General features: G+C 44.4%; 11 protein-coding genes. 1 reads left to right on the top strand and 10 read right to left on the bottom strand.

What is annotated here, in order from left to right:
- Positions 1-9 precede the first annotated feature (9 nt).
- The 9 genes from nrdG to hisC form a co-directional block, all read right to left on the bottom strand.
- Positions 10-531 (bottom strand): anaerobic ribonucleoside-triphosphate reductase activating protein, encoded by a 522-nt coding sequence (nrdG, locus tag M72_RS13470; protein WP_022045992.1) that lies wholly within the window; start codon positions 529-531, stop codon positions 10-12.
- 3 nt (positions 532-534) lie between these two features.
- Positions 535-1,383, bottom strand: a complete 849-nt coding sequence (locus tag M72_RS13475) for a cohesin domain-containing protein (RefSeq protein WP_055068590.1) — start codon at positions 1,381-1,383, stop codon at positions 535-537.
- A gap of 8 nt (positions 1,384-1,391) precedes the next feature.
- Positions 1,392-2,270, bottom strand: coding sequence for a class B sortase (locus tag M72_RS13480; RefSeq protein WP_022045990.1), 879 nt, complete (start codon positions 2,268-2,270; stop codon positions 1,392-1,394).
- A gap of 3 nt (positions 2,271-2,273) precedes the next feature.
- Entirely contained in the window at positions 2,274-4,460 is a 2,187-nt protein-coding gene (gene nrdD / locus M72_RS13485) for an anaerobic ribonucleoside-triphosphate reductase (RefSeq protein ID WP_055068591.1), read from the bottom strand.
- 239 nt (positions 4,461-4,699) lie between these two features.
- Complete coding sequence (locus tag M72_RS13490) at positions 4,700-5,629, bottom strand: alpha/beta hydrolase (protein WP_022045988.1); 930 nt, start codon at positions 5,627-5,629, stop codon at positions 4,700-4,702.
- Positions 5,626-6,291, bottom strand: coding sequence for a DUF6320 domain-containing protein (locus M72_RS13495; protein WP_055068592.1), 666 nt, complete (start codon positions 6,289-6,291; stop codon positions 5,626-5,628). The genes M72_RS13490 and M72_RS13495 overlap by 4 nt, the downstream gene beginning before the upstream one ends.
- Complete coding sequence (locus M72_RS13500; protein ID WP_055068593.1) at positions 6,284-7,582, bottom strand: hypothetical protein; 1,299 nt, start codon at positions 7,580-7,582, stop codon at positions 6,284-6,286. Before M72_RS13500 ends, M72_RS13495 begins: the two co-directional genes overlap by 8 nt.
- Before the next feature lie 19 nt (positions 7,583-7,601).
- A complete protein-coding gene (locus tag M72_RS13505) occupies positions 7,602-8,072 on the bottom strand; it encodes a COG2426 family protein (RefSeq protein ID WP_022045985.1) in 471 nt (156 codons plus the stop codon).
- Between the two features lie 14 nt (positions 8,073-8,086).
- Positions 8,087-9,148, bottom strand: a complete 1,062-nt coding sequence (gene hisC / locus M72_RS13510) for a histidinol-phosphate transaminase (RefSeq protein WP_055068594.1) — start codon at positions 9,146-9,148, stop codon at positions 8,087-8,089.
- A 201-nt stretch (positions 9,149-9,349) separates the two neighbouring features.
- On the opposite strand from hisC, the gene M72_RS13515 reads away from it, so the two are divergent.
- Positions 9,350-10,714 carry an MATE family efflux transporter gene (locus M72_RS13515; RefSeq protein ID WP_055068595.1) on the top strand — a complete coding sequence of 455 codons (1,365 nt, stop codon included), beginning with the start codon at positions 9,350-9,352 and terminating at the stop codon, positions 10,712-10,714.
- Between the two features lie 517 nt (positions 10,715-11,231).
- Here the strand turns inward: M72_RS13515 and galT are convergent.
- The gene (galT, locus tag M72_RS13520) at positions 11,232-12,761 is read right to left on the bottom strand and encodes a UDP-glucose--hexose-1-phosphate uridylyltransferase (protein ID WP_055068675.1); all 1,530 of its coding nucleotides are present in this window, start codon (positions 12,759-12,761) and stop codon (positions 11,232-11,234) included.
- Positions 12,762-12,783: the final 22 nt, after the last annotated feature.

The following is a 12,783-nucleotide window of genomic DNA, read 5'->3' on the forward strand; positions in this document are numbered from 1 at the left end:
TTTTCATAACTATTCCATCAACTTAACTATTTTGCCACTTTCCATGGTTTTTTTCAAGTCAAGAATGCGCTGATTGACCGATCCCCGGAACTTGAGCGTAATATCCTTCTGTTCCTCAATAAATGGACCGTCCACCAGTACATCGATCAGGGAAAGCAGGTCATCCGTGTCTTTCGTATGTTTTCTGCCTCCCAAAATCAGGTCTTTATCATATATATATCCGGTAAATGCCCAGACATTCTTATCCGGATACAAACTTTTTACTTTTTTCATAAAAGGAAGAAGAGCCTCCTGATTTTCTTCCTCAAACGGCTCTCCTCCCAACAGGGTCATTCCCTCTATATACTCCGGTTTCAGTGAATCAAGCACCTTTTGCTGTACCTGCTCATCGAAACATTCTCCATAGGTAAAATCCCATGTCTGTGGCTGAAAACAGCCCTTACACGCATTGCGGCATCCGGATACAAACAGTACCGTCCGACAGCCAAGACCGTTTGCGATGTCACAATACTTAATTCCTGCATAATTCATAATTTACTCTTTCTTTTTATTCAGAAAACGGATGCAGCCTGCAGCTACCAGTAAAAAGACAATTACTGCTGCTCCAAATACCATCCGCAGATCGACCGCACCGGTCTTTGGTGTTGCATCTGTCCGGTTCCCGTTTTTTGATGTATTTCCACTGTTATTCTTTTTGTTCGATGAAGTTTTGTGTGTATTCCCACTGCTGCGCTGGGAATCCTGCGTATCGTCTGTATCATCGTACGAATCGGTATCGTCCGTATCGTCTGTATCATCTGTATCATCTGTATACTCTGTGTCATCCTGACTGTCCGACTGACTCTGGGAAGTGCTCTGGGACTGTGACTGGCTCTGTGTCTGTCCTGCAGAAGCATCCACAACCGTTGTAACCGTAACCGGATTGTAACTTGCATCCGTCACTTCACGCACTGTCAGGGTAACCGGCATCGTTGTATATGCATTTTTCGCCTTAAAGGTAACCGTGGCAATGGTTTCATTCTGGGAATAAGTCTTATTTAAAATTGCCGAAAGATTAAGTGCCTGCTGATTATTTTCCGTAACCGGGGAAACCAGCTCAATATTTCCCGAATCCGAAGAAATCGTATTTGCCCATGTGGTTCCTACATATTCCAGATCAGAATCGTCATATGCCAGTCTTGCTGCAAATGTCGAAAGTCCCGGATTATTGCTTCCGACCAGACGTACCGTTACCGTATCTCCGGCTTTTGCATCATTGGTTGTTCCAACCGTCAGATTCATCTGGCTGTTCGCCGCCATAACCGGCTGCGGAACGGCTGCAAAAAGCAACGCCAGCGCACATCCCATCATCAGTATCGTTTTCATCATCCCTAATTTTTTCATCTTCTGCCCTATATCCTTTTTGCTATGACTACGAGTCTCCCATTGTTTACCGTGTATTCACAGGTAGAGAGCATGATTGTGGTATCTCCATAGATAAGATGCTCCCCTGTATCATACACACGGTTCTCTTCCACAAAATCCAGCAGATTCTGAAACTCTTTCCGGTTTTTATAATTCCGAAACCAGTAATAACGGAATCCGGATTCGTCTTTTTCCTTTACATGTGTCTTTACCACCGCAACAATCTGATATTGTCCAGTTTCATAAATCGTATCAAAAGTAATCACCGGATGCTTTTTGTAAAATTTCTTATCCAGATAGGCATCCAGATCTCCAAACTGGCTTCCATCACTTACGTTGTGCCCAAAGATCACAATATTCTGATCCATCGGATCAATGCTGGCATCTGCGGAAACAAACGGGTTTCCCTTATTATCATCTTTTCCTTCAAAATTGTGTTTCAGATAATATTCCCCGCCTGTATGATCCTGCATCACCGGATAATCGATTGGTGTCCCGTCAACTTTGATCCATCCAACCAGATCCGGATACATACTATATAATATATCATATTGGTCTAAGATTGCAAGCTGGTCCGTCTTTTCTGTCTCACGATTTTTCATTTGCTGCTTTTCTTTGCGGATATATTCCAAAACCGCTTCCTTTTTTGCCTCTTTGATCTGAAAATAATTCAATGCAAGTAACAGAACAACCGCCATGGCCAGGAAAGAAAAGGCGATGCGTCTGCATACCTTTTCCACCATCGGCCGATGGCGGTTTCTGCCACTCGGCCCGATGGGTTTTTCTTTCTCTTCCCGGGGTTGTGGATCTTCTACCTCATGGTGTTCATACAAATGGGCATATTGTTTCCGTTTGTTTTCTTCCATGTTTTATAAATGTAATACTCTTTCTTTGATTTCCTGTGTACGTCCCTGATTCCAGAACTGTGTTCCGATATACCCGCACGTACGACGTGCAACACTCATCTTATCCTGATCACGGTTTCCGCAGTTCGGACACTCCCAGACGAGTTTTCCGCTGTCCTTTTCCTCAACAATTTTGATCTCACCGTCATAGCCACATTCCATACAGTAATCACTCTTCGTGTTGAGCTCCGCGTACATAATATTATCGTAAATGTATTTCATGACGGCAATCACGGCATCAATATTATCCTGCATATTTGGTACTTCCACATAGCTGATTGCACCACCCGGAGACAGCTTCTGGAACTGTGACTCAAACTTCAGTTTATCAAAAGCATTGATATTTTCCGTCACATGCACATGATAACTGTTCGTAATATAATTTTTATCTGTTACGCCCTCTATGATACCGAAACGCTTCTGCAGACACTTTGCAAATTTATAGGTGGTGGATTCCAGCGGCGTACCGTACAGACTGAAATCCATATTTTCCTTTTCTTTCCACTCTGCACAGGCATCATTCAGACGCTGCATGACACGCAGTGCAAATGGTGTTCCGGTCTCCGGCTCCGTATGGGAAACACCTGTCATATAACGGGTACACTCGCACAATCCCGCATATCCCAAAGAGATGGTGGAATAACCGCCAAATAAAAGTTTGTCGATCGTCTCTCCCTTTTTCAGACGGGCAAGCGCTCCGTTCTGCCACAGAATCGGAGCCACATCACTCGGTGTGCCAAGAAGTCTCTTATGTCTGCACATCAGTGCCCGGTAGCACAGTTTTAGACGCTCATCGAGAATCTTCCAGAATTTTTTCTCATCTTTTCCGGAAGAACATGCCACATCCACCAGATTGATCGTCACAACTCCCTGGTTAAAACGTCCGTAATATTTCGGTTTTCCGGTTTCCGGGTCAATATACGGAGTAAGAAAACTGCGGCATCCCATACATGGATAGCAGTGTCCTTCCCCGTTCTTGTCCACTTTCAGTTCTTTCATCTTCTTTTCGGAAATATAATCCGGAACCATGCGCTTTGCCGTACACTGTGCAGCCATGCGTGTCAGATAAAAATACTTGGAATCCTCATGGATATTATCTTCTTCGAGTACATAAATCAGTTTCGGGAAAGCCGGGGTAATAAATACTCCTTTTTCGTTCTTTACTCCCTTGATTCTCTGATGCAGCATCTCCTCAATGATCGCTGCCAGGTCATCTCTGGTCTGTCCCTCCGGTACTTCGTCGAGATACATAAACACCGTGATAAACGGAGCCTGACCGTTTGTGGTCATAAGCGTGATCACCTGATACTGGATCATCTGCACACCACGGTTGATCTCTTCTCTTACACGCATCTCTGCTACTTTATTGATTTTCTCCTCATCCAGATCCAGCCCGATCTTTTCAAACTCTGTCCGGACCTGTATCCGGAATTTTTCACGGCTCACCTGTACGAACGGTGCCAGATGGGACAGTGAAATACTCTGTCCTCCATACTGCGAACTTGCAATCTGCGCAATCGCCTGTGTTGCTATATTGCAGGCCGTGGAAAAACTTCTCGGACGGTCAATTCCGGTCTCGCTGATTACAGTACCATTCTGCAGCATGTCCTCTAAGTTCACCAGACAGCAGTTATGCATGTGCTGCGCAAAATAATCTGCATCATGGAAATGAATCAGTCCTTTTTCATGTGCTTCCACAATATCTTCTGGCAACAGGAATCTCTTCGTGATATCCTTGCTGACTTCTCCCGCCATATAATCTCTCTGTACACTGTTTACAGTAGGATTTTTATTGGAATTTTCCTGTTTTACTTCCTCATTGTTACACTCTAAGAGGGACAGAATCTGTTCATCAGTAGAATTGGATTTACGCACAAGTGCTCTCTTATAACGGTATGTAATATAATTACGGGCAACCGTAAATGCATGCTGGTTCATCAGCTGGTTCTCTACCATATCCTGGATTTCCTCCACGCTGGCAGACCGTTTCATGTTTTCACATGCCACTTCCACATTATCGGCAATCTCCTGAATCTGCTCATCGCTGAGTTTTTCATAATCGATTACCGATGCATTCGCTTTCTGTACAGCCGCAACGATCTTATTCGAATCAAAAAATACCTCGACTCCGCTTCTCTTAATAATTTTCATGTTCCATCTTCCTCTCAAAGTCTATCTTTATAAACGATTGTTTACACAAAATATAAGATATAGAAATTACTCCCTATATCTTGTATATTTTCATTAACAAATACAAGACTACACTACATCTTGTGTTATTGTCAACCCACATTTCTACATCATGTGGAGGCTTACTCCATGGAAATGTAGACGTATCTAGGCGTTTATGCAATATGTGAAAAAATTCCGCGCCATTTTTGTAATAATTTTTACAGTCTGCTGTCCGTGCGCAGCACATCAATGAATTTGCCGGCTTCTGCCCATGCCTTCTTTGATTCCGGAATATTCAGATATGCCATCTGGAACACATGAAACATCCCTTCATAAACAGACAGGCGCACTTTTACCCCCTGCTCCCTTGCCTTTGCCGCTACCGAAACCGAATCACTCAGAAGCATCTCAATCGATCCAACCTGTATGAGCATTGGCGGAAATCCCCGGAAATCCCCAAACAGCGGAGAAATATACGGGTCCATCCGGTCATGTTCCCCCGGATAATCATTCTGGTAAATCAGACTCTCCTTCGTATTTCCAAACAGTGGATCTTTCTCATAATTGGTCTCATAAGACTCCCCGCTGGCCGTCAGATCCGTCCACGGAGACATGGCTATGATTCCTCCCGGTACCGGCATATTATGATCCCGCAAATACATACAGAGTGCCATCGCCAGTCCACCGCCTGCCGAATCTCCGGCAAGGATAATCTGTTCTCCATAATATCCCTTGGAAAGCAGCCAGCGGTATGATGCCAATGCATCTTCAAGTGCTGCCGGATATGGATTCTCCGGGGCCACACGATAATCCGGAGTAAGCACATTGCATCCATGGCTCAGCTCGTTATATAATCCTGCAAACACATAATACGCATTGCGCACAGCTCCCGTATAACCACCGCCGTGTAACTGCAGAATCACGTAATCCGTGTTTGGATTTTCCTTTAACGACAAAAGTTTCATCGTAAAATGATCCATATTGATTCCTGTCAGGTTAAACATTGCCGGTGGAATCCATGGCGGCTCTATCATCCGCTTGCGCAGCTCTCCGCTCTTTATTTTTTTTCCGATTTTCAAATCATTGGTAAAATGTGACAGCATTTCTGCCACCACACGTCCTTTTACACTCGCTTCGCTTTCTATCATATATGAAATCTCCGTTTCAGTTCGGTTCGTGCACGCTGATCACCAAGAATCAGTGTTCCAAGGAATAAAAATACCGATACCCCGAGGGACCCCCATGCCAGATATGGAAAATGAATGATTCTCATCTGCAGTAATACCACCGGTACAATGCTCAGCAATATCGTCAGCAGTTCCGACATCATATAACTCTGCCAGTTTCTCCGGTTTATCAGAATCAGGATAAACAACGCCAGATCAATGGCAATGATTCCCCCCGGAAACACATAGTCTAACGACCAGCGCCGGTATCCGGTCAGATAATCAATTCCAAGAAGCATTACAATGGCAAGAAGTACCAGACAGACGGTTTTGGCCAGATATCCGGATTTTCCCAGAATCGCCATGCGAAGCACCACATTTCCATATAAAAGAATGATACCAATTACAAGGCTCCATGCCACTTCCCTGTCCACCTGGAAATTGATGGCAATCAGCAGACACTCCGCCACAATGGAGATAAACAGTACCAGATTCTCCACAAACCGGAATTTACGCGCCGTTGCAATGGCATCCGGATACCGGCTCTCTCCCGGTATCCCGTCCGACTCCAGCACATGTTTACAGAGCGGACAGCGGTCCGTATCGTCCAATATGACAATATTACATTTTTTGCATTTATTCATAATATACTCCGTTCGTCTCCATCTCCACATCCACACCATCCGCCGCAATCTTGCGGAAAAATGCCTTCTGTACCAGAGCCTCGGAAAAGATGGAACTGAATGTAAATACCAGCGTATCCTGGTAAGAACAGATCGTTCCTTTCAGATACTGCCCTTTTGACATGGCTATAAAAGCCGAAAAACCTTCTATATAGGGCTGGTAAATATCTTTGATCTTGATATTACCGATGTTTGTGATCGTTGTCGTATTTGCCACTGCGGATTTTTCATATACGATACGCATGGCAATATTTTTCAAAAATAACGGCACCGGACGCATAAGCAGGTTCCTCTGATTGGATACACTGTAAGAAAACAGATCCTCTAAATGTTCCTTATTGATCTGGGAGTGCAGGCTGCTTTGTATGCATGCAAGTACTTCCTCAAACGTATAGGACTCTTTCTGTGGACGGAATTCTGCAGATACCATAACAAAAAAGTTTTTTGTCGTATCCGAATCAAAATACGGCCGCAGATTGACTGGCACTGCGATTCGGATCGGTTTTTTCCCCGGCATCCCGTGTAACAGTTCTTTATACACACTCCATACAAAGACTGCAACAAAATATTCATTCAAAGATGCATGATAGCCATGTGCTACCTTTTTCAGCTGTGAGACCGGCATCCGCCCATGCATGACACCAAATTCTCCGGCCGGAAGTTTATCTTCTTTGATCAGATATGCTTTTTCTTTATTAAATCCGCTTGGCTTGCTGCTGCGGTAATTGCGGACAAAGCTGTCCTCCCTGCTGAGAGAGGTATCTCCGCTCAGTTTGTTTCCTTCTTTTTCCGCCAGTTCCGGATGCACCAGACGCAGATACTGATACGTCAGCTCCCGGAGGAAATTAATGCCTCCCATGCCATCGGTCAGTACATGAAACACTTCCAGATTGATTCTTGACTTATAATAGGTCACACGGAACAGATAATTGCGGTTTTTGTTCTGCCGGATAAACCGGCATGGAAACATCGCCTCTTCCGTGACTTTCGGCGCCTTTTTTCCGTTCTCTTCAAAATAATACCAGAATACGCCTGTGCGCATCCGAAGATTAAACCCATCGAATTTCGGCAGAATCATGTCCAGCGCCTGCTGCAGAAATTCCACCTGAACCTCTTCTTTTAAGGTCACACTGATCCGGTACACGTTTGTCATACTCTCCCCCGCAATGGACGGGAAAAGATGTGCTGTATTATCAAGCTTATCCCAGCGCACCTGACGCGGAATCGTCTTGGTTTTTTTCTTGTCTTTCATTGATTAATTACTTCCTTGGTTATTTCAAAAACATGCCGAATCCTGCCACACTGAGCACCATCATAATAATTCCTGCAAGCAGAACCCCGAGCATGACGGCGATAATTGTTGATTTAAAATCCATGTCCAGAATACTGGCCGCCAGTGTTCCTGTCCATGCACCGGTTCCCGGAAGCGGAATTCCTACAAACAGGAGCAGTGCGATAAACAGCCCCCGGCCTGCTTTTTCCTGTAATTTCTTTCCGCCCTTTTCTCCCTTCTCCAGACACCAGGAAAAAAACTTTCCAATCACCGGTTTATCCGCTCCCCATACCAGAACTTTCCGTGCAAACAGATAAATCACCGGCACCGGCAGCATATTTCCGATAATTGCCACAATATAAGAAGAAAGTACCGGCAGCTGCAGTCCCTGCGAAATAATAATGGAACCGCGCAGTTCCACCAGTGGTACCATGGAAACCAAAAATACCCACAAGTATTTTGTCAACATAAAAAATCCTCGCTTTATTTATTTAAATATTTTTTCAGAAAATCGATCAGTTTATGCATCTGCTCATCCGTACCGATTGTGATACGCAGATATTCGTTGATCCGTGCCGGCTTGCCAAAATGCCGCACATAAATATCGTTTTTCTTCAGTGCTTCAAACAGTTCCACACCGGAAACATCCGGATGCATGGCAAAAATAAAGTTGCTTTTGGAATCACCAAATACGAACCCGAGTGCCCGAAGCTGCTCTTTGGTCCACTCTCTTGTCTTTATGATTTTCTCTGTCGTCTGCTCAAAATATGCCCGGTCACGGATAGATGCCGTTCCCAAAGCAATGGTGATACGATCCATCGTGTATGAATTGAAGGAATACTTCACATCATTTAAATATTTAATCAGTGTCGGATTACTGATGGCAAAGCCAATCCTCGACCCCGCCAGAGAACGTGACTTGGAAAATGTCTGTACCACAATTACATTATCGTATTTATCAATCAGAGGCAGGGCACTCTCTCCTCCAAAGTCAATATATGCCTCATCCACGATCACAATCACATCCGGATTTGCCTGAACGATCTCCTCAATGGCAGATACCGGAAGAAGTTCCCCGGTCGGCGCATTCGGATTTGGGAATACAATTCCACCATTTTCACATTTATAGTCTGAAGGATTCAGGCGGAATGCATCATCCAGCGGAATCTGTGTATACGGAATGCGAAGCATTTCTGCCCACACGTCATAAAAGGAATAGGTAATATCCGGAAACAGAATCGGCTTCTTTGAATTAAAGAAGGTCATAAACAGCATTGCAAGCACATCATCCGACCCGACACCGACAAAGACCTGCGAAGGGTCTACCTGATAGAATTGTGCAATCCCATCCACCAGATCCGTCACAACCGGATCCGGATACAGCCGCAGATCATCCGTATGAAAATGTGCCAATGCTTCCTTTACCCCCGGTGCCGGCGGATATGGATTTTCATTGGTATTTAACTTGATGATCTGTGATTTCTTTGGCTGCTCTCCCGGTGTATAGGGAACAACCTTACGTATATTTTTTTCCCAGTTTTTCAACTTTAATCTCCTTTATATGTACAATATTACAGTCACTTACCACTCTACCGCATTCTTCCTCAAATGTAAAGAATTGACGCGGCAAAAAAAACGCAAAAAAAATGAAATTTCAGCATTTTTTCCTCTTGTAGTTTTACACAATCGTGATAAAATATCCTAGCATTTGCAGTTTTGTTTAAAATATAAAAGGAGTAAATCATTATGGCAAGAAGTACAACAAAAGAATTGACCAGCGGTTCCCCTATGAAACTGATTCTCGGTTTCGCCGTACCGCTTCTGTTCGGTATGCTGTTTCAACAGTTTTACAGTCTCATGGACACCATCATCGTCGGCCGCTATCTCGGCGTAACGGCACTTGCTGCAGTTGGGGCAACCGGAAGTATCAATTTTCTGATCATAGGATTCTGTCAGGGAATCTGCAACGGTTTCGGTCTGCCGGTTGCCCAGCGGTTCGGTGCGCGCGACTATGACGGTGTGCGCAAATATGTCGGTAATTCCGCCATTCTGTCGGTTCTCATCGGCGGTGTTCTCACGGCACTGACCGTCATTTTCTGTCGGCAGATTCTGGTGCTGATGCAGACACCTTCCGATATTATCGACCTGTCCTACAATTATATTGTTGTTATTTTTGCCGGCATACCAGCCACCATCCTTTATAATATACTCTCCTCCTACCTGCGTTCTCTGGGGGACTCCATCACGCCGGTCATTTTTCTGATCGTTGCGGCTGTCTTAAATATCGGACTGGATCTGTTCTTTATCATCTGTCTGCACTGGGGAGTTTTTGGTGCCGCATTTGCTACCGTTTTATCGCAGGCGGTTTCCGGTGTGCTGTGTCTTTTCGTGATCATCCGGAAATTTGACATTCTGCACCTGAAGCGCTCCGACTGGGTACTGGATGCTTCCTATGTAAGAAATCTTCTGATTATGGGACTTCCTATGGGTCTGCAGTATTCCATTACCGCCATCGGAAGCGTCATTCTGCAGACTGCTGTCAACACCTTAGGTTCAGGCGCCGTGGCAGCCATGACGGCCGGCAGCCGTATTTCGATGTTTATGGTGTGCCCGTTTGACGCACTCGGTTCTACCATGGCAACTTACGGTGGACAAAACGTGGGTGCCGGAAAATATGATCGTCTGGCAAGCGGTATGAAATCCGCCATCATTCTTGCCGCAGTATACTCCGCAGCAATCCTTGTTGTCATCATTTTCCTTGCACGTCCACTGATCTATCTGTTTATAGCTCCTTCGGACAGTGCCAATATCACACAGGTTGTCGCACAGGCCAGACAATTTCTGATCACCAACACCTGCTTTTATATGCTTCTGTCGCTGGTCAATATTGTTCGTTTTCTTATCCAGGGAATGGGCTTTTCCGGCTTTGCTGTATTTGCCGGTGTATTTGAGATGATTGCCCGCGCATTGATCGGTCTGATCTTTGTACCGATCTTCGGATTTACGGCTGCATGTTTTGCCAGTCCGCTGGCATGGCTGTTTGCGGATTGTTTCCTGCTTCCGGCGTTCTTCCACTGTCGGAAGAAGCTTATGCGGAGGGTTTGCCAATAAATAACAAGTATAAATATAAATTTTCTCGATACGACGGGATCTATTGATAAAAAAATAGTGATTAAGGTGACACATTTCCTTATTTTCAATGCCTAAAATAAAGGAATGTCACCTGCAAGAGAAAAATTGCTTCTTCAGATACCGATTTTTTGAAAAAATGGTACCTAAAGAAGCAATTTTTGTTCCATAGAGACTTTGTGGTATCTAAATGTTACATTTTAAGTGTATAGATACCATAACGGTATCTTTTATGCAAATTTTCTTTGTATAGATACCAGCACATTTTCCAAATTATCTTTTCTCCAACCAACAGGAAGAAGGCGTATATTTCTTTCGGAAGAACAAATTTGCAACTTGCTCTGGCACTCACTGAATAAAGATAATTGCATAAAATGAAAACCCTTACACAAAGAACCTGAAATCAATGCCAGAGCTGCTTTGCAAATTTTTCTGTAGAAAGAGAATATACGCTTTCTTCCGTCACATTGAGAAAACTTATATCTGCCAGAGAACGCAATTAAACAGCTGCAATAAAACGTTCGAACGCCTTACGTCCCTCCGGTGTACATTTATACACGCCGGCATCCTGCAGCACTTCATTGAACACCAGACCGATTTCCTCATGCAGAATATCCATCACATTGTCTTTTGTGATCTTATCATACTTCGGAAGGAAACCTTCTGCCCATTCTGCATGGGAAGCAAGTGTTTCTGTTGCACGTAAGTCTGTACCATTTACCAGTGCATCGGCAAGCTCTGCCATCTCATCTTTCAGGCGGGCAGGCAGTACCGCAAGTCCCATAACCTCGATGAGACCGATGTTCTCTTTTTTGATATGATGCAGTTTTGCATGTGGATGATAAACACCCAGAGGATGCTCCCCGGTCGTGATGTTGTTGCGCAGTACCAGATCCAGTTCAAAATCATCTCCACGTCTGCGTGCAATCGGTGTGATCGTATTGTGTGGCTCTCCGTCTGTCTCGGCATAGATGAATGCATCCTCATCGGTATAGCCTCTCCAGGTTAAGAGAATCTTGTCTGCCAGTTCAATCAGACGCTCCTTGTCCGGTCCGCTGATACGGATGACAGACATCGGCCATTTCACGATTCCTGCTTTCACATCGGAAAATCCCTCAAACTGAAGTTCTTTTTCAATCGGTGCTTTTGCCATGGCAAATGTATAATGTCCACCCTGGAAATGATCATGACTTAAGATGGAACCTCCAACGATCGGCAGGTCTGCATTGGAACCCACAAAATAATGTGGAAACTGTGTCACAAAATCCAGAAGTTTTCCAAACGTTGCACGCTCGATTTTCATTGGCGTATGCTTGGAATTGAACACGATGCAGTGCTCATTGTAATATACATATGGAGAATACTGGAAAAACCAGTCACTGTTGTTAATCGTCAGTGGAATGATGCGGTGGTTCTGGCGTGCCGGATGGTTGACACGTCCTGCATATCCCTCATTTTCCTTACAGAGCTGGCACTTCGGATACGCGCTCTGCTTTGCATTTTTTGCTGCCGCAATAGCTTTTGGATCTTTCTCCGGTTTGGACAGATTGATGGTGATATCCAGTGTTCCAAACTCGGTGTCGGTTGTCCACTTGCGGTCTTTTTTGATACGCTGTCTTCTGATATAATTGCTGTCACAGCTTAATTTGTAAAAATAATCCGTTGCGGCAAGCGGTGAGGTATGCTCATACAGATCACGGAACGTCTTGCGGACACTGCTTGGTTCCGGTACCAGACATCCCATAATTTTTGTATCAAACAAATCTTTGTATACAATACTGTTTTCTGCCATGAGACCATTCTCATATGCATAATCCATCATTTCTGCAAGGATTCCCTCAAGTTTTCCTTCTGCCTCTTCCTGTGTCCATACCGGAAGATTTTCCACCTTTTCAAATACCGCATCCTCGATTTCGTCTACCTGAAAAAGCTCCAGCAGGCGGTTAATGGTATATACTTTGTCCTCCGGATCTACCAGTCCGGTGCTCAGACCATATTTTACTAACTCTAAAATGTTCTCCTGAATCATCTCGTACTCCTTTTTATAAAGC

The sequence above is a fragment of the Roseburia faecis genome, from assembly GCF_001406815.1.
GTDB classification, from domain to species: Bacteria; Bacillota; Clostridia; order Lachnospirales; family Lachnospiraceae; genus Roseburia; species Roseburia faecis.

What these genes read in the sequence shown, in the direction of transcription:
- nrdG (WP_022045992.1), bottom strand. Translation starts at nt 531, where the DNA reads ATGAATTATGCAGGAATTAAGTATTGTGACATCGCAAACGGTCTTGGC.
- M72_RS13475 (WP_055068590.1), bottom strand. Translation starts at nt 1,383, where the DNA reads ATGAAAAAATTAGGGATGATGAAAACGATACTGATGATGGGATGTGCG.
- M72_RS13480 (WP_022045990.1), bottom strand. Translation starts at nt 2,270, where the DNA reads ATGGAAGAAAACAAACGGAAACAATATGCCCATTTGTATGAACACCAT.
- nrdD (WP_055068591.1), bottom strand. Translation starts at nt 4,460, where the DNA reads ATGAAAATTATTAAGAGAAGCGGAGTCGAGGTATTTTTTGATTCGAAT.
- M72_RS13490 (WP_022045988.1), bottom strand. Translation starts at nt 5,629, where the DNA reads ATGATAGAAAGCGAAGCGAGTGTAAAAGGACGTGTGGTGGCAGAAATG.
- M72_RS13495 (WP_055068592.1), bottom strand. Translation starts at nt 6,291, where the DNA reads ATGAATAAATGCAAAAAATGTAATATTGTCATATTGGACGATACGGAC.
- M72_RS13500 (WP_055068593.1), bottom strand. Translation starts at nt 7,582, where the DNA reads ATGAAAGACAAGAAAAAAACCAAGACGATTCCGCGTCAGGTGCGCTGG.
- M72_RS13505 (WP_022045985.1), bottom strand. Translation starts at nt 8,072, where the DNA reads ATGTTGACAAAATACTTGTGGGTATTTTTGGTTTCCATGGTACCACTG.
- M72_RS13515 (WP_055068595.1), top strand. Translation starts at nt 9,350, where the DNA reads ATGGCAAGAAGTACAACAAAAGAATTGACCAGCGGTTCCCCTATGAAA.
- galT (WP_055068675.1), bottom strand. Translation starts at nt 12,761, where the DNA reads ATGATTCAGGAGAACATTTTAGAGTTAGTAAAATATGGTCTGAGCACC.